Consider the following 22,713-nt stretch of genomic DNA (forward strand, 5'->3'; position numbering starts at 1 on the left):
TGAAATGAGTTCATCCAAACCATCTCCAAGGACGAGCATCACTGAGTCATAGAAGCTACGGGAAACTACAGTGCTCTGCTTGTCTATCTGCTTTCCGAGGCAGGTATTACCACCAGTCTGGAGAATCCCCTCAAGGTGAAGAACTTCGCCCGTGTGATGCTCTCTACCGTCAAGACCGACGAAGTTGGACGCCCGCCTTATTGCCCTCTATAGTGAGAGGATGCAGCCAAAGCCTTATGTGATGTGATGCGCAGCGATGCCATTCTGACTCTAAAGCAGAAACGCACAGTCATCCGCCAAATCAAGAAGCAACTCATTGCCCTAAAGAACCTCGAGGGCTCCATGGAAGTACCGCCGTTCTTTGATTTCATGTGCAGGAAGTCCATCGAGCAGACTGTCGCTTTCCTTGAAAAGCAGATCAGAAATCTCGAAAAGGATCTTTGTTGTCAAAGAAACAATAAGCAGCAAGAGTGCTACACATAGATTCATGATGAAATTGTGTATCGACCGATGCCGGGAAATGGACGAGATTTGCCTTAATCTTCAGCAGGTCGTTGATGCACTCGATAATATATCTCTTACGCATGAGTATCTTGTCCCACATGGGTAGGAGTTTGTTCTTCATGTTTGAGTTCAGACCATACACCAGATGGATACCTTATTCAAAGATCCTTTCAAAGAGTTCTTTTTTGATGTATCCCCTGTGTCTGCAAACACCTTTCCGAAGAGTTCCTTGAAGAAGACACTCCATACTCTCTCATCCCCATCATCTACATTTTCCCCTGTAAAACAAAATGTTATGATTTCTCCAAGGTCGTTGCAGAGCAGGTGCAACTTGAAGCCATGACACCATCCCATCTTACCCTTTCCTTTCCATTCTTGGCAAGGCCGGCAAAGACCTTGTTGTAATATCGTCGTACATTGTGACATATGGGTATCATGGTGCTGTCAACATAGGAGATTCCCGAACAACGTCCGAAGGCAAAGAGCTTCATGAACAGCATCAGCCTGCAGAACACTCTTGGCATGAGTTCAACAAAGCGGTTATAGGAAACTGCGTCAAGCAAATCCTGACACATTATACCCCTTTGACCCAATTCAAAATAATACTCCTTGAAATTGCGATATGTGCCGAAATGATAGTATACCAGAATGGTCATAATCCCACTTTTCAAGAGTCTGGCCTTGCGGTTTCGGTAGCACCTATCCCCGCCTATAAGTTTCTATCACCTCTTATAATTGCCTATCCCCGCCTATCCTCTTCTCTCCCCTTTCTCTTTCCCCAACCTCCCCCACCCCAAAAAAGTCCCCCGCCCACACTTCCTGTGGACGGGGAACCAAAAAGCAGGCAGCTCCCTACTCTCCCGCATTGCATTGCAGTACCATCGGCGCAGACGGGCTTAACTTCTCTGTTCGGAATGGGAAGAGGTGGGACACCGCCGCAACAGCCACCAAAAATAACGAATGACCATCGGCACAAGGCAGGACTGAAAAAGAAAAACAAAGACATGCGCCCGGACACCGCATCAAAGCGGGACAGGGAACGCCACGGCTGAAAAAATGGGGCCCGAAGAAAGCGCTCGGGCAATTAGTAGCGCTCGGCTTTGACGTCGCCGTCTTTACACCTGCGCCCTATCTACGTCGTCGTCTGCAACGACCCTCTACGGAGTTCTCATCTTGCGGAGGGCTTCGCACTTAGATGCTTTCAGCGCTTATCCCGACCAGACGCGGATACCCGGCGGTGCACCTGGCGGCACAACCGGCAAACCGGAGGTCTGTCCGTCACGGTCCTCTCGTACTAGTGACGGCACCACGCAAAACTCCTGCGCCCACGATAGATAGAGACCGAACTGTCTCACGACGTTCTGAACCCAGCTCGCGTGCCACTTTAATGGGCGAACAGCCCAACCCTTGGGACCTTCTCCAGCCCCAGGATGTGACGAGCCGACATCGAGGTGCCAAACCACCCCGTCGATATGAGCTCTTGGGGGGGATCAGCCTGTTATCCCCGGAGTACCTTTTATCCTTTGAGCGACGGAGTTTCCATACACGTCCGCCGGATCACTATGCCCCAGTTTCCTGCCTGCTCGGCATGTCTGCCTCCCAGTCAAGCGCCCTTATGCCATTGCACTCCATAAGGCCGGTTACCAATCGGCCGGAGGGCACCTTTGGAAGCCTCCGTTACGCTTTTGGAGGCGACCACCCCAGTCAAACTACCCGCCAAGCGGTGTCCGCGCATACGCGCGTTAGACCTCAGACAGCCGAAGGGCCGTATTTCAAGGAGGGCTCCACATGCACTGGCGTGCACGCCTCAAAGCCTCCGGCCTATCCTACACATCGGATGACCAAGGTCAGCGCTAAGCTGTAGTAAAGGTTCACGGGGTCTTTTCGTCCCATCGCGGGTAATCGGCATCTTCACCGATACTACAATTTCACTGAGCTCATGGTTGAGACAGCGTCCGGATCATTACACCATTCGTGCAGGTCGGAACTTACCCGACAAGGAATTTCGCTACCTTAGGACCGTTATAGTTACGGCCGCCGTTTACCGGGGCTTCAATTCAACGCGGCACCTTGCGGATGACGTCTCCTCTTAACCTTCCGGCACCGGGCAGGTGTCAGGCTGTATACGTCCACTTGCGTGTTGGCACAGCCCTGTGTTTTTGTTAAACAGTTGCCTGGACCTATTCTCTGCGCCTCCCAAAAAAGGGAGGACCCTTTATCCCGAAGTTACAGGGTCAGTTTGCCTAGTTCCTTAACCATGAATCTCTCAACGCCTGAGTATGTTCTACCCGTCTACCTGTGTCGGTTTGCGGTACGGGTACCACAAGGGTTGAGCTTAGCGGATTTTCTCGGGAGTATGATTACCAGCGCTGTTACCCCTCCCCGAAAGGAGGGGCATACTGTCAGGGTCGGCTCGGAGGGTGGATTTGCCTGCCCTCCTCGGCGCCTACGCCCTTCAACGGGGATTTCCGTCACCCCGCGGCTGTGTCACTGCTCCGTCCCCGCGTCGCCCCATGTGGTAGTAACGGAATGTTGACCGTTTCTGCCATCGCCATCGCCTGTCGGCTGAGGCTTAGGACCCGACTTACCCCGGGATGACTGGCATTGCCCGGGAAACCTTGGACTTGCGGCGGGGGGGGATCTCACCCCCCTTGTCGTTACTTATACCTACATTTGCTTTGCCGTACGCTCCAGGATCAGTCATCTTCACCATTCTGCGCATACGGCATGCTCCCCTACCGATACTTTATTCAATGCTATCCTGCGTCTTCGGCGTCCGCCTTATACCCGATTATTATCCACGCCCGGACCCTCGACCAGTGAGCTGTTACGCACTCTTTGAATGAATGGCTGCTTCCAAGCCAACATCCTGGCTGTCACAGGGACAGGACTTCGTTAGACTAACTCAGGCGGAACTTCGGGGCCTTAGACGGCAGTCTGGATTCTTCTCCTCTCGGGGACGGACCTTAGCACCCGCCCCCTTACTGCACGGCTGCGGCGCATGAGCATTCGGAGTTCGTCAGGTCTCGATAGGCGGTGAAGCCCTCTCGACCTATCGGTCGCTCTACCTCTCATGCGGAACACCGCACGCGGCACCTAAATGCCTTTCGGGGAGTACGAGCTATCTCCAAGTTTGATTGGCCTTTCACTCCTACACACACCTCATCCAGAAGCTTTTCAACGCTTATTGGTGCGGACCTCCATCCGGTGTTACCCGGACTTCATCCTGGACATGTGTAGATCACTTGGTTTCGCGTCTGCCACCACCGACTGAAACGCCCTATTCAGGCTCGCTTTCACTGCGGCTCACGCGTCTCATGACGCTTAACCTCGCCGGTGACGGCAACTCGTAGGTTCATTATGCAAAAGGCACGCCGTCACTGCTATAAGCAGCTCCGACCGCTTGTAGGCGCATGGTTTCAGGAACTATTTCACTCTTCTCATGGAAGTGCTTTTCACCTTTCCCTCACGGTACTCGTTCGCTATCGGTCTCATCCGAGTATTTAGCCTTGCCGGATGGTCCCGGCGGATTCACGCAGGATTACTCGTGGCCCGCGCTACTCAGGATACCACTATGCCGACAAATGCTTCGGGTACGGGGCTATCACCCCCTGCGGCACCGCTTTCCAGCGGATTCCCCTCGCAACTGCCGTGCAACGACGTGGTCCTACAACCCCCAAGCCGCGTTGCCACGGCGTGGGTTTGGGCTCTTCCCCGGTCGCTCGCCACTACTGGGGGAATCATTATCTTATTTTCTTTTCCTGGAGGTACTAAGATGTTTCAGTTCCCTCCGTTAGCCCCCGGAAAAAACACCGGGTGACAGTCCTTCAGACTGACGGGTTGTCCCATTCGGATATCCGCGGGTCAGGGGTCATTTGCACCTCACCGCAGCTTTTCGCAGCTTATCACGTCCTTCCTCGCCTGGATGAGCCAAGGCATCCGCCATGCGCCCTTTCCTACTTTCTTCGACTTTCCCCCATGACAGCTTATCTGCCAGGGGGACGCCCATACTTTCAGCTGTATCGTCCCGCACATGAACACGCACCTCTAAAAAGGCGCGCCACGCGCGGCAAGTCTTCACTTTTTCTTCTTATACAGTCTTGCTTGTGTCAATATGTCAAAGATCTTACGGCGCAAAGCGCACGTGGTGGAGAATATCGGATTCGAACCGATGGCCTCTTGCATGCCATGCAAGCGCTCTAGCCAGCTGAGCTAATCCCCCTTGTCCAATTCATAATTCAAAATGCAAAATGCAAAATTACAGGCCTGCACCGACGGATGTCGGCATTGCGCCGGCGGCATTCCGAACCGGGAACTACAGGGAGCGTACAATACAAAAAACATCGTCCTCGCCCAACCGCACGCCCTCGCCGGACGGCAATCTTGAATTTTGAATCCTGAATTCTGAATTGCAAAAGTAGTCCCAGGCAGACTTGAACTGCCGACCTCCACATTATCAGTGTGGCGCTCTGACCAACTGAGCTATAGGACTCTCTAGCGCCCCACCGGCCCTTGTCAAAAAACGGGGACCGGAGGCAGCCCGGCTTCCTTCTTCCCTTGCTTGTCAAAAACAGGGCAGCAGCAGCAAGAAGATTGGGAACGGCTGGACGAACCGTCACCGCCATACGGCCACACAGGCCAAACGGCGTCATCCCTTCAGAAACACAAGGCATACACGCCCCACAGGGACACACATGCCTTAAGGCTGAACTTTTCATCACAACGTACACCTCACAGGCGACAGCTCCAGAAAGGAGGTGTTCCAGCCGCACCTTCCGGTACGGCTACCTTGTTACGACTTAGCCCCAATCACCAGTTTTGCCCTAGGCCGATCCTTCCGGTCACGGACTTCAGGCACCCCCGGCTTTCATGGCTTGACGGGCGGTGTGTACAAGGCCCGGGAACGTATTCACCGCGCCATGGCTGATGCGCGATTACTAGCGAATCCAGCTTCGTGGGGTCGGGTTGCAGACCCCAGTCCGAACTGAGGGGGGATTTCAGGATTGGACCGCGTTTGCACGCGGCCGGCTTGCTGTGCCCCCCATTGTAACACGTGTGTAGCCCCGGACGTAAGGGCCGTGCTGATTTGACGTCATCCCCACCTTCCTCACACCTTGCGGCGGCAGTGTCCACAGAGTGCCCGGCATGACCCGATGGCAACTGCGGAGAGGGGTTGCGCTCGTTATGGCACTTGAGCCGACACCTCACGGCACGAGCTGACGACAACCATGCAGCACCTTCGCAGAAGCCCCGAAGGGCCTCACCATCTCTGGATCGTTCCTCTGCAATTCAAGCCCGGGTAAGGTTCCTCGCGTATCATCGAATTAAACCACATGTTCCTCCGCTTGTGCGGGCCCCCGTCAATTCCTTTGAGTTTCACCGTTGCCGGCGTACTCCCCAGGTGGGATGCTTAATGCTTTCGCTTGGCCACACGCCCAATAAAAGGGCGGACGGCGGGCATCCATCGTTTACCGTGCGGACTACCAGGGTATCTAATCCTGTTCGATACCCGCACCTTCGAGCTTCAGCGTCAGTTATGCTCCCGTCAGCTGCCTTCGCAATCGGGGTTCCTCGTCATATCTAAGCATTTCACCGCTACACGACGAATTCCGCCAACGTTGCGCACACTCAAGCACGACAGTTCGCGCTGCAATCCAGGTGTTGAGCACCTGCATTTCACAACACGCTTGACATGCGGCCTACGCTCCCTTTAAACCCAATAAATCCGGATAACGCCCGGACCTTCCGTATTACCGCGGCTGCTGGCACGGAATTAGCCGGTCCTTATTCATACGGTACCTGCAAAACACCACACGTGGCGCACTTTATCCCCGTATAAAAGCAGTTTACAACCCATAGGGCCGTCATCCTGCACGCTACTTGGCTGGTTCAGGCTTACGCCCATTGACCAATATTCCTCACTGCTGCCTCCCGTAGGAGTCTGGACCGTGTCTCAGTTCCAGTGTGGGGGACCTTCCTCTCAGAACCCCTACCGATCGTTGCCTTGGTGGGCCGTTGCCCCGCCAACAAGCTAATCGGACGCATCCCCATCAACAAGCGGATAAACCTTTCTTCCAACACGGAGGACCTCGTTGGAATACATAGGGTATCAGACCGCATTTCTACGGATTGTCCCCTGCTTGAAGGTAGGTTGGATACGCGTTACTCACCCGTGCGCCGGTCGCCATCGGCAGATGCAAGCATCCGCCATGCTGCCCCTCGACTTGCATGTGTTAAGCCTGTAGCCAGCGTTCATCCTGAGCCAGGATCAAACTCTCCATGGTAAAATATAACATTGTACGTGCCTACAATCACCACAAGGCCAATGCCCCACGGCAAATGAAAGCACGACGTCTTGCCTGTCACAGAACGCCTGAAAATGTATCGAAGTTCAAGTAAAACCTGTGAATCTCATCCAAAATGAATCGGACGGTTCTCATTCATACCCAATTCCCCGAAACCCAATAAAAACAGGAACGGGGACTTGCTTCTTGTACTACTACTCTGTCTATGTAAATACTTTCAAAGAACTCTTTCCTAAACGCAAACCGCCACACAGGCGGAAAGCGAGTGCAAAGGTAGACATTGCAACCAAAACAACCAAACAATCAAGCAAAAAAATACAGATGAAAAACGAATTTTTCGCTTTAACGGACAAAACAAGGACACAAAAACAGAACTCACATTATTATATATATGCGAGAGAAAAAGGGAAAGACCAGATACGCTTACTCATAAATTTCATCTATTCCCAAATCTCCCGTCTCCTCCGCTTCTTTTTCACAGGGGTTGAAATCGTCAGGTACATCAAAGACTGCAGTGGGATCATAAGGAAGACTACGGTCCTGATAGACTTTCTTCATGTAATAGGCCCAGATAGGCAGAGCCATCGTTGCACCTTGTCCCATCCTCATGGAATCGAAATGAATGTCCCTATCCTCGCCGCCTACCCATACACCACTGACCAGTTGAGGCGTAAAGCCCATGAACCACGCATCCGAATTGCGGTTGGTGGTTCCCGTCTTTCCCCCAATTTCTCCTGTGATATTATACTTGTGGCGCAGACGTCCGGCAGTGCCCTCATTGACAACAGCCATCAGCTCTTCCAGCATCTTATAGGCGCTGACCGAGCTAATCACCTCATTCATTGCCGGCTGGAATGTTGCCACCACATTTCCCTCACTGTCTTCTATCTTGGTTACGAACATGGGTGCCACATGAATTCCATTATTGGCAAATGTGGTATAGGCGCTCACCATCTCTCCCACCGAGGCCTCACAAGGCCCCAAACAAAGTGACAACGACGGATAAATATCAGGATTGTTCAGTCCAAACTGATGCAGCATACTCACAAACTGTCTGGGATTCAACCTGCTCATGAGATAAGCTGAAATCCAGTTGTTCGACTGTGCCAATCCCCATTTCAAAGTCACCATCTCTCCATATCGCCTCCTGTTGGCATTGCGGGGAGTCCAAGGCTTGCCGGCCACCATATACGTCTTCTGCACATTGGGAGCCTTATCACAGGGCGACGCCCCATTCTCCATAGCCAAAGAATAGAGGAAAGGCTTGATGGTCGAACCTATTTGCCTACGTCCGCCCATCACCATATCATATTGAAAATGCTCAAAATTGATACCTCCCACATACGCTTTGACATACCCTGTGTGCGGGTCCATGCTCATGAAGCCCGCCCGCAAGAACGATTTGTAATAACGAATAGAATCCATCGGCGTCATTACCGTGTCTATATCTCCATGATACGTAAACACCGACATATCCGTAGGCGTTCTGAAAGCCCGTTCTATTTCCTCGTTAGAGGCCCCGGCCTCTTTCATATTACGGTAGCGTTCGCTCTGAACCACAGCCCTGTTGATAATCTGGTTCACTTGCTTATGTGTCAGTTGATCCGTAAAGGGAGCATTCGGCTTATTGCTGTTCTCCTTATTGAATGCAGGCTGCAAGTATTTAGCCACATGCCCATAGACGGCCTCCTCTGCATAACGCTGCATGCGGGAATCCAACGTTGTGTAAATCTTCAAACCGTCCGTATAGACATTATAGAAGCTCCCATCTTTCTTGGTATGCTTCTTGCACCATCCGCAAAGCGGGTCATTAGCAAAAGCAATGGAGTCTATCACGTACTGTCTTTTATTCCATGCCGGATAGTTTTTCGGCTCCGGCCTATCCATCATCATGTACTGGCGCAGGAATTCCCGGAAATAGACGGCTGTCCCATCCTTGTGATCAGCCCGATGGAAATGCAACTCAATCGACTCGGCGCAACAGGTTGCATATTCCGCTTCGGAGAGATAACCGGCTTTCAGCATCTGTCCCAACACCACATTTCGCCGGGCTTTGCTGCGTTCCGGATAACGTACAGGGTTGAACAAGGACGGATTCTTGCAAAGACCTATCAGCAGTGCGGACTCCCCCACCGTCAAATCCTTGGGTTCCTTGCTAAAATAAGTGTTTGCTGCTATCTTGATTCCCACGGCTCCATGCAGAAAATCAAAGTAATTCAGATAAAGGGCTATGATTTCCTCCTTGGTAAAATTCCGCTCCAATTTGATGGCCGTCACCCACTCTATCGGTTTCTGCAACAGTCGCTCCATGGTCGATTTGGCCGGTGCGGAATACAACTGCTTGGCCAGCTGTTGCGTAATGGTGCTTCCGCCGCCGGCACTCTCCTGTCCCATCAGCCCTCGTTTCACGACTGCCCGCCCCAATGCGTAGAAGTCAATGCCCGAATGATCGTAAAAGCGTTCGTCCTCGGTAGCCACCAATGCGCGAACCAAGTAGGGCGACAACTTGGAATAGGCCACAGGAATACGGTTGGCCCGGTCTATATTATAGGTTCCGATAATCTTGCCGTCCGCAGAAAAAACCTGGGAAGCCGATTTGTTAATGGGATTCTGCAGATGAGCTATATCCGGGGAATAACCGATGATGCCAAACCATATCAGGGAAAAAAGCGAAGCGGCAATTCCAACCAAAAGGGCCAGAAAAAACCACAGCATTTTCACGAATGTCTTTCTCATGACAGTGCCAAATATTATTTGTGCAAAAATACAATATTTCTTTTGAAATCGCACTAAGGAATAAAAAATTATGAGTAACTTAGCCGTCGAATTCGTAACAATCAATCAAAATGTCAATGGAGAAGCATAATTTTGTGACGATTGCCGATCTGTCCAAGGAGAAGATTCTATACCTGCTCGACATGGCGCAAGAGTTCGAGAGACATCCCAACAGAGAATTGCTGAAAGGAAAAGTCGTCGCCACACTGTTCTTTGAACCATCCACACGCACCCAACTCAGTTTCCAGACGGCTGCCAATCGCTTAGGAGCCCGTGTCATCGGTTTCTCTGACGCCAAAACTTCCAGCACCACCAAAGGCGAAACCCTGAAAGACACGATACTCATGGTCAGCAACTATGCCGACATTATCGCCATGAGGCACCACATAGAGGGAGCAGCCCAGTATGCCAGCGAGGTTGTTCCCATCCCCATCATCAATGCCGGCGACGGAGCACACATGCACCCCTCCCAATGTATGCTCGACCTCTATTCCATTTACAAGACGCAGGGCACGCTTGAAAATCTGAACATCTACCTTGTCGGCGACCTAAAATACGGCCGGACCGTTCACTCGCTGATTACGGCCATGCGGCACTTCAACCCCACCTTTCATTTTATTGCTCCTGAAGAGCTGGCCATGCCCCAAGAGTATAAAATTTATTGCAAGAAGCATAACATCGAATTCCACGAGCACACCGCATTTACCGAAGACGAGATTGCCCATGCAGACATTCTCTACATGACCCGCGTGCAGAAAGAGCGCTTCTCCGACTTGATGGAATACGAACGGGTTAAGAACGTCTACATTCTCCACGAATCCATGCTGCACAAGGCCAGGCCCAACATGAAAATCATGCACCCACTGCCTCGTGTCAACGAAATTGCCTACGACGTGGACAACAATCCACACGCCTATTACATCCAGCAAGCCAAGAACGGGCTCTACGCCCGCGAAGCGATTTTCTGCTATTGCCTCGGTATCACGCTCGACGATGTGCGCAACGACACGACCATCATCCGCTCCGAGTATTGATTTTCACTCGAACCCATAACTGCAACATACATGGCTAAGAAAGAATTACAGGTTGCCGCCATTGAGAACGGAACCGTCATTGACCATATTCCGGCCGACAAAACCTACCAAGTGGCCCGGCTGCTTCATCTGCACGAACTCGACGAGCAGATCACCATCGGCTACAATCTGCCTTCGCGCAAGGTGGGACGCAAGGGCATCGTCAAGGTTTCCAACAAATACTTTACCGAGGAGGAAGTGAGCAAACTCTCGGTCATCGCCCCTAAAATCGTGCTCAACATCATCAAAAATTACGAAGTGGTGGAGAAGAAGACCGTCGAGACACCCGACGAGCTGCACGGCATCGTGAAATGCAACAATCCCAAGTGCATCACCAACAACGAGCCCATGCAGACCTACTTCACCATCGTGGACAAGGCTGCGGGCATCGTCAAGTGCCATTACTGCGACAAAGAACAGGACATCGACAAGGTGGCCATCCTGTAAACCCGTCCACAAACCAACACCAATCATTATCAACCCTATAATAATCGACATGATGAAAAGAGACCAAGAGATTTTTGATTTGATCGAGCAAGAGCATCAGCGTCAGCTGAGAGGCATGGAACTCATTGCCTCCGAGAACTTCGTAAGCGAGGAAGTGATGGCTGCCGCCGGGAGCTATCTCACCAACAAATATGCCGAAGGACTGCCCGGCAAACGCTATTACGGCGGTTGCCAGATTGTCGACCAGGTGGAGACGCTGGCTATCGAGCGCGTCAAGCGGCTCTTCGATGCAGAATTTGCCAACGTGCAGCCTCACTCCGGAGCTCAGGCCAACCAGGCCGTACTGCTGGCCGTGCTGAAGCCCGGCGACATCTTTATGGGCCTCGACCTCGACCAAGGCGGCCATCTCTCTCACGGCAGCGAGGTCAACACCTCGGGCATACTCTATCGGCACGTCGGCTATACGCTGAACCGCGAGACCGGACACGTGGACTATGACGAGATGGAACGGCTGGCCCTGGAGCACAAACCCAAGCTGATTATCGGCGGCGGCTCGGCCTACAGCCGCGAGTGGGACTACGAGCGCATGCGCAAGATAGCCGACGAAGTGGGAGCTCTGCTGATGATCGACATGGCCCACCCTGCCGGACTCATTGCCGCCAAACTGCTAAAGAACCCCGTAAAGTATGCCCACATCGTCACCACCACCACGCACAAGACCCTCCGCGGCCCTCGCGGCGGTGTCATCCTGATGGGCAAAGATTTCGACAACCCCTGGGGCTACACCACCAAAAAGGGAGTGGTCAAGCCCATGAGCATGCTACTCAACTCCGCCGTATTCCCCGGCAACCAAGGCGGTCCGCTGGAACACATCATCGCCGCCAAGGCCGTGGCTTTCGGCGAGAATCTCATGCCCTCATGGATTGACTATGCCAAGCAGGTCAAGGTCAACGCCGCCGTCCTGGCCCAAGACCTCATCGAGCACGGCTTCAGCATCGTCAGCGGCGGCACCGACAACCACTCTATGCTGCTCGACCTGCGCCAGAAATACCCCGACCTCACCGGCAAAGTGGCCGAGACGGCCCTGGTGGCCGCCGACCTCACGGTCAACAAGAACAAGGTGCCCTACGACGAACGCAGCGCCTTCCAGACCTCGGGCATCCGTCTCGGCACTGCCGCCATGACCACCCGTGGCGCCAAGGAAGACATGATGCACCTCATTGCCGACCTGATTGACGAAGTGCTGGCCGACCCTGAAAACGAGCAAGTCATCAGCCGCGTGCGCCAAAAGGTGAACGACACCATGAAGAACTATCCGCTCTTCGCCTATTAACCATCCGTCGGGGGGCGTGCCAAGCCCCCCGATTGGTTGCCAAACTGTAGGAACATACGCCCTGTATGGGCGCGCCTGCCCCTCACCCCATTCCCGTCATACATCAGACAACCGCCGCGCGCAGATGGCTTCGTGCGGCGGTTTTTTAGTGCCGGCCGACGCCTCACGCGCTATTCGCCGACCGTCCAACGGCTGAACGCCCTGCGAAAAACCCGTCGCGGCCTTGCGATTAGCCCTGTTTCGCCCCGCGAATACGGCGTGCACGGCCGGCGTTTAACAACCTTTTGCACCGCCCCATCCTCATTCATAGATTATTTGCTTACCTTTGTGGCCATTATATTGGAGCCCATTGATTAAGCAAATATCATGATAGAGGTCAAAGTCAGCGACGCCGCCTTGCGCCAAGCAGCCGGCGAAGACATGGACGCATTCATCAAAGTCTTCACCGATGCCATCCATCAGGCCATCGGTGGAGAGCTCAATGCCGACAACATGGCCGAGCTCAATGCCGACCAAATCACCCTAATCACCTACGTAGCCATGCGCGACGAGCTGATGGAGGGCGGTTTCGTGCAGCTCATCCACAACGGTCTGGGCAGTTTCATTTTCCGCAACCCTTTCGACAAGGCCATGCGCAACTGGGGGCTCCAAGGCCTTTACAAGCTCATCAACAAATGCCACCGGCTCTACAATCTCCACCATGAGGCACTCGAAAAAGACTATACACAGGAGGAGTTCGACGCGCTCTACGAGCAGTACAGCGACTTCGACGACTTCGATAATGCCTTTATCGAGGAAGAAGAAAACTTCACCAACATGGTGGCCCACTACGTGGATGAGCACATTACCAACTTTGCAACGATAGAGAATGAATAGAGACCAGCAGGAACTCCGCAGAAAGAGTCCGGTACAGATACGCAACAAGAAAGCCTCTTTTGAGTACGCTTTCATCGACACCTACACCGCAGGCATCGTGCTGACGGGCACCGAGATCAAGTCCATACGCCTGGGCAAAGCCTCGTTGGTCGATGCTTTCTGCTACATCCACAACGGAGAAGTGTGGGTCAAGGGCATGAATATTTCGCCCTATTTCTATGGTTCCTACTCCAATCATGAGGCCATGCGCGACCGAAAGCTCCTGCTCTCCAAGCGCGAAATCCACTCACTCATCGAAGATTCCAAGGCTCCCGGCTTCACCATTGTCCCCATTTTGGTGTTCATCGACTCCCACGGCCGGGCCAAAATAGACATTGTGCTGGCCCGGGGCAAAAAGGAATACGACAAGCGGCAGACCCTCAAGGAGAAAGAAGACCGCCGGGAAATGGACAGGGCCATGAAGCATTACTAAACAAACCACAAGACCATCCCATTGTGAATTCAGGATTACTGGACAGTATTGCGAGAGAGAAGATATTGATTCTTGACGGCGCCATGGGCACCATGATTCAGGACTGCCGCCTGACGGAAGCTGATTTTCGCAGACGGCTTTTCCGTGACGTCCCCGGTCAGATGAAAGGCAACAACGATGTGCTCAACCTGACACGCCCCGACATCATCAGCGACATACACCGCAAATACCTCGAAGCCGGCGCCGATATTATCGAGACCAACACGTTTTCCAGCCAGCGCATCTCCCAGGCCGACTACCACTTGGAGGCCCACAGCCGTGAGATTGCCCGTCAAGGAGCCGTACTGGCCAAGGAGGCCGCCCGCCGGTTTTCCACCGATGCCTGGCCCCGCTTCGTAGCCGGCTCCATCGGCCCCACCAACAAGACGTGCTCGCTCAGCCCCGACGTGAGCAGTCCGGCCGCCCGTGCCATGACCTACGACGAGCTTCTTGCTGCCTACGTGGAACAGGCCGAGGCCTTGATCGACGGCGGCGTGGACCTTTTTCTGATTGAGACCATCTTCGACACGCTCAACGCCAAGTGCGCCATCGACGCCTGCAACCAGGCCATGGCCAGCCGGGGCGCCGCACTTCCCATCATGCTCAGCGTGACGGTGAGCGACCTTGCCGGCCGAACCCTGAGCGGACAGACGCTCGAAGCCTTCCTGGCCAGCGTAAGTTGCTACGACATTTTCTCCGTAGGGCTCAACTGTTCGTTTGGCGCCCGCCAGATGAAACCCTATCTGAAGCAACTGGCCCAAAAGGCCCCTTATTACATTTCGGCATACCCCAACGCCGGCTTGCCCAACTCCATGGGAGAGTACGACGAGACCGTCGAGAGCATGTCGCCCCAGATAGCCGAGTTTGTCGACGAGGGGCTGGTCAACATTCTCGGCGGATGCTGCGGCACCACCGACGCTTTCATCCGCAGCTACTACCAACTCTCGCAGGGCAAACGCCCCCATGTGCCGCAGCCCAAACCCCGGACACTGTGGCTCTCGGGCCTCGAACTGCTCGACGTGACACCCGAGGTCAACTTTGTAAACGTGGGCGAACGTTGCAACGTGGCCGGGTCGCGCAAGTTCCTGCGGCTCATCAAGGAAAAGAAATACGACGAAGCCCTCGACATCGCCCGCAGGCAGGTCGAAGACGGAGCCCTCGTCATCGACGTGAACATGGACGACGGACTGCTCGACGCCGAGGCCGAAATGGTGACTTTTCTCAACCTCATCGCCTCCGAACCCGACATTGCCCGCGTGCCGGTGATGATAGACTCGTCCAAGTGGGACGTCGTCCTGGCCGGCCTCAAGTGCGTACAAGGCAAGTGCATCGTCAACTCCATTTCGCTCAAGGAGGGCGAAGAGACCTTTCTTGCCCATGCCCGCGACGTGAAGCGTTTCGGGGCCGCCGTGGTGGTGATGTGCTTCGACGAGCAAGGACAGGCCGCCACCTATGAGCGGCGCATCGAGATAGCAGAACGCGCCTACCGGCTACTTACGGAGAAAGCCGGCTTCAATCCGCTCGACATCATCTTCGACCCCAATGTGCTGGCCATCGCCACGGGCATGGAAGAACACGACGACTATGCCGTCAACTTCATCCGCGCCACCCACTGGATCAAAGCCAACCTACCCGGCGCCCACGTCAGTGGCGGCGTGAGCAACCTGAGCTTCTCCTTTCGCGGCAACAACTACATCCGCGAAGCCATGCACGCTGTGTTCCTCTACCACGCCATCCGCGAAGGCATGGACTTCGGCATCGTCAACCCGGCCACCAAAGTAACCTATTCGGACATCCCGGCCGACCATCTGCAAATCATCGAGGACGTGGTGCTCAACCGCCGCAAGAACGCCGCCGAAGACCTCATAGAGCTGGCCGAGCACATCAAGGCCGAGCAACTTGCGCTCCAGGAAGCCAGCCAAGGGAACGGCGCGGCCACCCCCCTGCCCACGGTGGAAGCGTGGCGACAGGACGATCTGCACGCAAGGTTGGTCTATGCCCTGCGCAAGGGCATCGCCACCCATCTCGACGAAGACCTGCACGAGGCACTGGAACAATACCCCCACGCCGTCGACATTATCGAGGGGCCGCTCATGGATGGCATGAACAAGGTGGGCGAGCTGTTCGGTTCGGGCAAGATGTTTCTGCCCCAGGTAGTGAAGACGGCCCGCACCATGAAGCAGGCCGTGGCCATCCTCCAGCCCTATATCGAGGCCGAAAAGGCGGGCAGTGCAGCAAGTGCCGGGCGAATCATTCTGGCTACGGTCAAGGGCGATGTGCACGACATCGGCAAAAATATTGTGTCCGTAGTGCTGGCTTGCAACAACTTCGAGATGGTCGATATGGGCGTCATGGTTCCTCCCGGACACATCGTGAAAAAGGCCATTGAGACCCAGGCCGACATCGTTGGACTCAGCGGACTCATCACGCCGTCGCTCGACGAGATGGTCAACACCGCCGTCGAAATGAAGAGAGCGGGGCTCACTATTCCCATTCTCATCGGTGGAGCCACCACTTCTCAACTCCACGTGGCACTCAAGATAGCGCCCCACTACGACGGTCCTGTGGTCTGGACCAAGGACGCGGCCCAATGCGTCCTCGCCTCAGCACGGCTGCTCAACCCCACCGAACGCCCCAAGTTCGAGCAGGAACTTGCAGACAAGTATGAGGTGCTGCGCACGCAGTACGCCCAAGAGCAGCAGCACATCCTCTCGCTCGAAGAGGCGCGCAAGAACAAGCTACAGCTGTTTTGAGCGGGGGCGCCGGCATTTTTGTCCGCCACGCAACGTTTTCCGGGGACAGACATGGCCCCTTTCGGCATAATATTGTAACTTTGCATTGCAAAATAAACACATCTATATGGTTTTCAAGAAAAAGAAAAGATGGCACTGTCTGCCCGGCGGCCCAATCAGTGAGCTCGACAAGAAAGTGATGTATTGGGAGAACCGGGGCAAGGAAGTGCCCACCCGCGAGATGGTGAGAACACCCGAACAGATAGAGGGTATCCGTTTGGCCGGCAAGCTGAATACGGGTTGCCTCGATGCCGTGGAGGCTGCCATCCGTCCGGGCATGACCACCCAGGACATTGACGACATCTGCATGAAATATTGTGAGGACAATCATTGCCACCCTTCTTGCCTCAATTTCGAGGGATTCCCCAAGAGCGTGTGCACCAGTATCAACGAAGTGGTGTGCCATGGCATTCCCAAGAAAGAGGACGTGCTCAAAGAGGGAGACATTGTCAATGTGGACATGACGCTCGACTTCAACGGCTACTACGGCGATGCCTCGCGCATGTTTATCATCGGCGGCAAGACCACTCCTGAGAAAGAGCAGCTGGTGCGGGTGGCCAAGGAATGTCTCGAAATCGGTGCCGAAGCCGCCAAGCCCTACTGCTTTGTGGGCGACATCGGTCATGCCATTCAGAAGCATGCCGAGAAATATCACTATGGTGTGGTGCGCGACCTCTGCGGCCATGGCGTAGGTATGGCCATGCACGAGGAACCCGACGTTGTGCACTACGGGCACAAAGGCACCGGCATGCTGCTGGTTCCGGGCATGACTTTCACCATTGAGCCCATGATAAACATGGGCACGTGGGAGGTGTTCATCGACTCGGAAGACCCCTACGGTTGGGAGGTTATATCAGGTGACGAACTGCCCTCTGCCCAATGGGAGCACACGTTCCTCATGACCGAGACCGGCGTAGAAGTGCTGTCTTACTAAGACACGCACCCGCACACCAACCAACTTTTCATTGACTTACGACAACTTGCTTCGCTGAATGAACGATATATATATATTAGGTATAGAGAGCAGCTGCGACGATACGTCGGCAGCTGTTCTGAAGAATGGAGTGCTGCTGAGCAATGTCACGGCTTCGCAGGAGGTTCATCGGGCCTATGGCGGCGTGGTGCCCGAGCTGGCCAGCCGGGCCCATCAACAGAATGTGGTGCCCGTAGTCGACCAAGCCATCAAGCGGGCCGGCATCACCAAAGAACAACTTTCGGCCGTGGCTTTCACTCGGGGGCCGGGGCTCATGGGCTCGCTGCTCGTGGGTGTGAGCTTTGCCAAGGGGTTCGCCCGCAGTCTGGAGATTCCCCTTATCGATGTCAACCACCTGCAAGGACACGTCATGGCCCACTACATCAAGGAGAGCGATGACGACCATCACATGCCGCCTTTCCCCTATCTCTGTCTGTTGGTGTCTGGCGGCAACTCGCAGATAGTCAAAGTCAATGCCTACAACGACATAGAAGTGCTGGGGCAGACCATCGACGATGCCGCCGGCGAGGCCATTGACAAATGCTCCAAAGTGATGGGGCTGGGCTATCCCGGCGGCCCCATCATCGACCGCCTGGCCCGCCAAGGCAATCCCAAGGCCTATCAGTTTGCCGAGCCCCACATCCCCGGCATGAACTATTCGTTCTCGGGTTTGAAGACTTCTTTCCTCTACAACATGCGCAAATGGGTGGCCGAGGACCCCGACTTCATCGAGCACCACAAGGAGGACATTGCTGCAAGTCTGGAGCATACCATCGTGGACATCCTCATGAAGAAGTTGCGCATGGCTGTAAAGGCAACGGGTATCAGCCACGTGGCCGTGGCCGGCGGCGTTTCGGCCAACAATGGGCTGCGCAACGCATTCCGCGAACATGCCGAAAAATACGGCTGGACCATCTACATCCCCAAGTTCAGCTACACCACCGACAATGCAGCTATGATTGGTATCGTAGGCTATTTCAAGTTTCTGGACCACGACTTCTGCCCCATCGATGCCCCGGCCTTTTCCAAGGTAACCTTTCAGTAATGTTTTATCTACAGATTCATCAATACTCAGAATATGGAATTTGAAAGCAAAATGTTGAGTCGTGGAATCCAGGAGATTCTGTATGACAACGACCTCACTCTGGGCACGGCCGAGAGTTGCACCGGCGGCCGCATCGCTGAAGCCATCATCTCCGTACCAGGAGCCTCACAGTATTTCAAAGGTGGCATCATCTGCTATACCAATGAAGTGAAAGAGAATTTGCTCCATGTGTCCCATCAGGTACTCGAGGAACAGACCGCCGTGTGCGAAGAGGTGGCACGCCAAATGGTGCTGGGCGCCTGCGATGCCCTGAACTGCAAATATGCCATCTCTGCCACTGGCGTAGCCGGTCCCACAGGGGGCACTGCCGAGATTCCCGTGGGTACCATCTGGATTGGCTATGGTTCCAAGGACGACGTGCGCACTCTGAAACTCACCGAGGACTTCGGCCGCGACATCAATCTTGCCATTGCCACCAACAAGGCCCTCCGTCTCTTTCTTGAATACCTGAAAGAAAAAGGGGTGGCCAAGGCAAAGACCGAAGAATAGGCTCCCTCCTCATCTTTTTATTATCACAAGTAGAGGATGTGTCATAATCGCTATGGCACATCCTCTACTTGATTTGCCCCATGTTGCTTTCACGCATGGGGCAATCTGTTTCTGTAGTCATAAGAAAATGAAAGACACGTGCCATATCACACGCCAACCACTGCCCTATCTTGCCATGGCCCTGCCAAAATCATCAGTCCTCCTATCCCTCAACTCCATGTTAACGTATGTATATTCAAGGAATATCGCGGACGATACATAATAAAGGATGTTAAACCTTTGATTATATCGTTTACGATTTAACAGAGAACTCCTATCTTTGCATTGTCAAAAGGAACAGGAGATATTTCCTAAGACAAAGGATAGGGAATATATTCGACCCTAAAAATAAAAACAATGGATGCAAGGGCAAGATGAAAGAACTTGCAGACATAAACAAAGGACAAGCGATTATAATTAACAGACCATTTATTTCATAAACATCATTATGGCAACATTATTTGATTTCAACCTGAAAGATAAGAAAGGTAACGAGGTAAGCCTCGAAGCCTACAAGGGTAAAGTGCTCCTCATCGTCAATACGGCTACAGGCTGCGGCTTCACGCCCCAGTATGAAGAATTGGAAGCTATGTACAAGCGCCTGAAAGAAAAGGGACTGGAGATTCTCGATATACCTTGCGACCAGTTTGGTCATCAGGCTCCCGGCACCGATGAGGAGATTCATGAGTTCTGCACCATGAAGTTCGGAACAGACTTTCCACAGTTCAAGAAAAGTAATGTCAACGGTGCTAATGAGCTTCCTCTCTACACTTGGCTGAAGAGCAAGAAAGGCTATGCCGGCGGTGCCTACGAGGAAAAACTGGCAGCCATCATGGAGGATCTTTACAATAAGGCCAACTCTGAACCCCGTAAACAGGACGACATCCAATGGAACTTCACCAAATTCCTCATCGATCGCAACGGCGAAGTTGTAGCCCGTTTCGAGCCGACCGTCGACCTCAAGGAAGTGGAAAAAGCCGTTGAGGAACAGCTATAAAAGACAAACTCTATCACAAAGACAGCCGGCAGGAATCATCCCGCCGGCTACTTTTTCGTATGATTCCCAGAATAGGAACCAACATGTATAAACCCATCAGCCAATGGCATACGAACAGTTAAGACTCAATCATCAGCTTTGTTTCCGACTCTACGCGGCATCGCGACTCATCACCCAAGCCTACGAGCCTCTCCTACGTCCTTTGGGCATCACTTATACGCAGTATCTCGTGCTGATGGTACTGTGGGAGCAGGACGAGCAACCCCTCAACGACATTGGCAAACGACTGCTTCTGGGTGTCAACACCGTGTCGCCCCTCATCAAGCGCATGGAGAATCTCGGACTGCTATCACGCCGTGACAATCCCGCCGACAAACGTCAGCAAATCGTATTCCTCGCCCCCAAAGGCAAGGCACTCAGGCGCAAAGCCGCCAGCTTGCCAAAGTGTATGGTTGATGGATTCCAGTCATGCAACATCGATCCCGCCGCTTTGACCACTATGATTCCCATACTCGATGACTTCATTGCCAAGATGTCGGATACACGAAATAAAACTATCAATCAATAGGGAAAGCGTAGGCATCCATACCATAAAAACAACCGCCCAAGACAATGTCCTGGGCGGGTCTCTCTTTTTTCAGTTCGAGCTGATGCGTCGAATTACATAGCGGCAGTGTCAGCAGCAGCAGTGTCAACGGCAGCTGTATCAGCAGTGTCGCTAACAGCAGTTGTGTCAGAGTCGGAAGCAGGAGCTGCGCTCTGGTTCTTGTTACCACATGATGCGAAAGATACAGCTACAACAGCTACGAAAGCCAAAACTAATTTCTTCATTTTTCTTTGCTTTTAAATCTGTAAAACAATCATTTGTTTATTAAAACGATGCAAAGTTAGCCATTTTTTCAATACGACGTTCTTTTTTTTGAGCTTTTTTTTCACTCTCTCTGTAACTTTTTCGCAACGCTTTGAATACCAAATGATTACAAATACTAAACAAAAGTTAAACATCTTGTTTGCCCTAACAGTTCATCAAAAGCATCGGCCAAAGGCACGATTATCTCTATTCAAATGCCCCTTATTTCGGCATAAACCGCTACCTTTGCAGGAAAGAAAGAAGATGTTATCATGATAGATACAAGTGCTTTTCAAGGTAAAAAGGCTGCTTACTATACGCTTGGATGCAAGCTAAACTTCTCCGAGACCTCAACATTCGGCAAATTGTTGGGCGACATGGGAGTGACCACGGTCGGCAAGGGCGACCAAGCCGACATCTGCCTCATCAATACATGCTCGGTCACCGAGGTCGCCGACCACAAATGCCGACAGGCCATTCACCGGATGGTGAGGGAAAATCCCGGTGCCTTTGTTGTGGTGACAGGCTGTTACGCCCAGCTGGAGAGTGAAGCTGTGAGCAAGATCGACGGTGTAGACCTGGTGCTGGGATCCAACGAAAAAGCCAATCTGGTACAGTTTCTGTCCGAGGCTTGGACACAGCCTCGCAAAGGGCATCTGCACCAATACCACCATGTGAAGACGCGTGACATCAAGAGTTTTCAACCCTCATGCTCGCGAGGCAACCGCACCCGCTACTTTCTCAAGGTACAGGATGGCTGCAATTACTTCTGTACCTACTGCACCATCCCCTATGCACGCGGTCTGTCGCGCAACCCATCCATCGCATCACTCGTGGCCCAAGCCGAAGAAGCGGCCCGTGAAGGAGGCAAGGAAATTGTGCTCACGGGTGTCAACATCGGCGACTTCGGTAAGAGCACCCATGAGCGTTTCGTCGATCTGGTGAAAGCATTGGACCGGGTTGAAGGCATCGAGCGGTTCCGTATCAGCAGTCTGGAGCCTGACCTGATCGACGACGAGCTCATCGAATACTGTGCCCGGTCGCGTGCTTTCATGCCCCACTTCCACATCCCATTGCAGAGTGGCAGCGACGAGGTGCTGCGACTCATGCACCGCCGCTACGACTCAGCCCTCTTTGCCCACAAGATTCATCTTATCAAAGAGAAAATGCCCGATGCTTTCATCGGTGTGGATGTGATGGTGGGCTGCCGTGGCGAGCAACCCGAATACTTTGAGACATGCTACAATTTCCTTGATGGCTTGCCCGTAACACAGCTCCATGTCTTCCCTTACTCTGAGCGGCCCGGCACGTCAGCCCTATCCATACCCTACATCGTGAGCGATCAGGACAAGAAGCAGCGGTCACGACGGCTACTGGAACTTTCCGACCGAAAGACCCAAGCTTTCTATGCCAAACACATCGGGCATGAAGCAAAGGTGCTCTTTGAGAAAGCCGGCATAGACAAGGCCATGCACGGTTTCACCGACAATTATATTCGCGTGGAGCTGCCGGCGCGGCTGGCACACGAGGAATACGACAACCAGATACGGCGCGTACAACTATGCGATTTCAATCACAACCGCACTGCCCTGCGCGTCGAATTGCTCGACTGACGGAGCATCTGGAACTCTCACAAACCCTTTA

The 22,713-nt window shown here is 53.4% G+C and carries 14 protein-coding genes, 2 tRNA genes, 3 rRNA genes and 2 pseudogenes; 13 read left to right on the forward strand and 8 right to left on the reverse strand.

Annotation, left to right across the window (positions count from 1 at the left end; all coding sequences use genetic code 11):
- Positions 1-3 precede the first annotated feature (3 nt).
- Positions 4-441 (forward strand): annotated as a pseudogene (locus PREDE_RS14450) (IS110 family transposase); the annotation flags it as partial.
- Here PREDE_RS14450 and PREDE_RS03745 read toward each other — a convergent pair.
- From PREDE_RS03745 to PREDE_RS03775, 7 genes and pseudogenes are all read right to left on the reverse strand, one after another.
- Positions 419-1,199 (reverse strand): annotated as a pseudogene (locus PREDE_RS03745) (IS982 family transposase); the annotation flags it as partial. The pseudogenes PREDE_RS14450 and PREDE_RS03745 overlap by 23 nt on opposite strands.
- 144 nt (positions 1,200-1,343) lie before the next feature.
- Positions 1,344-1,456: ribosomal RNA gene (rrf, locus tag PREDE_RS03750) — 5S ribosomal RNA — on the reverse strand.
- Positions 1,457-1,567: 111 nt separating this feature from the next.
- Positions 1,568-4,471: ribosomal RNA gene (locus PREDE_RS03755) — 23S ribosomal RNA — on the reverse strand.
- 178 nt (positions 4,472-4,649) lie between these two features.
- Positions 4,650-4,726, reverse strand: a tRNA-Ala gene (locus tag PREDE_RS03760).
- 196 nt (positions 4,727-4,922) lie between these two features.
- Positions 4,923-4,996: transfer RNA gene (locus PREDE_RS03765), tRNA-Ile, on the reverse strand.
- 258 nt (positions 4,997-5,254) lie between these two features.
- Positions 5,255-6,788, reverse strand: a 16S ribosomal RNA gene (locus PREDE_RS03770).
- Together the 16S, 23S and 5S rRNA genes with 2 tRNA genes alongside form the textbook arrangement of a ribosomal RNA operon.
- A gap of 444 nt (positions 6,789-7,232) precedes the next feature.
- Entirely contained in the window at positions 7,233-9,545 is a 2,313-nt protein-coding gene (locus PREDE_RS03775) for a transglycosylase domain-containing protein (RefSeq protein ID WP_015298450.1), read from the reverse strand.
- A 116-nt stretch (positions 9,546-9,661) separates the two neighbouring features.
- On the opposite strand from PREDE_RS03775, the gene pyrB reads away from it, so the two are divergent.
- The 11 genes from pyrB to PREDE_RS03830 all read left to right on the forward strand — a co-directional run bounded on the left by pyrB (position 9,662) and on the right by PREDE_RS03830 (position 20,787).
- The gene (gene pyrB, locus PREDE_RS03780) at positions 9,662-10,618 is read left to right on the forward strand and encodes an aspartate carbamoyltransferase (protein WP_005844257.1); all 957 of its coding nucleotides are present in this window, start codon (positions 9,662-9,664) and stop codon (positions 10,616-10,618) included.
- A 30-nt stretch (positions 10,619-10,648) separates the two neighbouring features.
- On the forward strand, positions 10,649-11,104 hold the full coding sequence (pyrI, locus tag PREDE_RS03785) for an aspartate carbamoyltransferase regulatory subunit (protein ID WP_005844258.1): 456 nt from the start codon (positions 10,649-10,651) through the stop codon (positions 11,102-11,104).
- Positions 11,105-11,156: 52 nt separating this feature from the next.
- On the forward strand, positions 11,157-12,437 hold the full coding sequence (gene glyA / locus PREDE_RS03790; RefSeq protein ID WP_027952772.1) for a serine hydroxymethyltransferase: 1,281 nt from the start codon (positions 11,157-11,159) through the stop codon (positions 12,435-12,437).
- A gap of 366 nt (positions 12,438-12,803) precedes the next feature.
- Positions 12,804-13,313, forward strand: coding sequence for a DMP19 family protein (locus PREDE_RS03795; RefSeq protein WP_005844263.1), 510 nt, complete (start codon positions 12,804-12,806; stop codon positions 13,311-13,313).
- Positions 13,306-13,785 (forward strand): SsrA-binding protein SmpB, encoded by a 480-nt coding sequence (smpB, locus tag PREDE_RS03800; protein ID WP_005844265.1) that lies wholly within the window; start codon positions 13,306-13,308, stop codon positions 13,783-13,785. Before PREDE_RS03795 ends, smpB begins: the two co-directional genes overlap by 8 nt.
- A gap of 83 nt (positions 13,786-13,868) precedes the next feature.
- Positions 13,869-16,577, forward strand: coding sequence for a methionine synthase (gene metH, locus PREDE_RS03805; protein WP_235777499.1), 2,709 nt, complete (start codon positions 13,869-13,871; stop codon positions 16,575-16,577).
- Between the two features lie 106 nt (positions 16,578-16,683).
- Positions 16,684-17,550, forward strand: a complete 867-nt coding sequence (gene map, locus PREDE_RS03810) for a type I methionyl aminopeptidase (RefSeq protein WP_005844269.1) — start codon at positions 16,684-16,686, stop codon at positions 17,548-17,550.
- Positions 17,551-17,608: 58 nt separating this feature from the next.
- The gene (tsaD, locus tag PREDE_RS03815) at positions 17,609-18,634 is read left to right on the forward strand and encodes a tRNA (adenosine(37)-N6)-threonylcarbamoyltransferase complex transferase subunit TsaD (RefSeq protein WP_005844271.1); all 1,026 of its coding nucleotides are present in this window, start codon (positions 17,609-17,611) and stop codon (positions 18,632-18,634) included.
- A 33-nt stretch (positions 18,635-18,667) separates the two neighbouring features.
- Positions 18,668-19,183: a CinA family protein gene (locus tag PREDE_RS03820; RefSeq protein WP_005844273.1), complete on the forward strand. Its 516-nt coding sequence runs from the start codon at positions 18,668-18,670 to the stop codon at positions 19,181-19,183.
- A gap of 487 nt (positions 19,184-19,670) precedes the next feature.
- Positions 19,671-20,219 carry a glutathione peroxidase gene (locus tag PREDE_RS03825; protein ID WP_005844275.1) on the forward strand — a complete coding sequence of 183 codons (549 nt, stop codon included), beginning with the start codon at positions 19,671-19,673 and terminating at the stop codon, positions 20,217-20,219.
- 103 nt (positions 20,220-20,322) lie between these two features.
- Positions 20,323-20,787 carry a MarR family winged helix-turn-helix transcriptional regulator gene (locus PREDE_RS03830; protein WP_005844277.1) on the forward strand — a complete coding sequence of 155 codons (465 nt, stop codon included), beginning with the start codon at positions 20,323-20,325 and terminating at the stop codon, positions 20,785-20,787.
- 92 nt (positions 20,788-20,879) lie between these two features.
- Here PREDE_RS03830 and PREDE_RS14020 read toward each other — a convergent pair whose 3' ends face one another.
- A complete protein-coding gene (locus PREDE_RS14020) occupies positions 20,880-21,050 on the reverse strand; it encodes a hypothetical protein (RefSeq protein WP_168109895.1) in 171 nt (56 codons plus the stop codon).
- Positions 21,051-21,341: 291 nt separating this feature from the next.
- On the opposite strand from PREDE_RS14020, the gene mtaB reads away from it, so the two are divergent.
- Complete coding sequence (gene mtaB / locus PREDE_RS03835) at positions 21,342-22,682, forward strand: tRNA (N(6)-L-threonylcarbamoyladenosine(37)-C(2))-methylthiotransferase MtaB (protein WP_005844283.1); 1,341 nt, start codon at positions 21,342-21,344, stop codon at positions 22,680-22,682.
- Positions 22,683-22,713: the final 31 nt, after the last annotated feature.

Origin of the sequence: Prevotella dentalis DSM 3688 (genome assembly GCF_000242335.1) — a bacterium.
Classification (GTDB): domain Bacteria; phylum Bacteroidota; class Bacteroidia; order Bacteroidales; family Bacteroidaceae; genus Prevotella; species Prevotella seregens.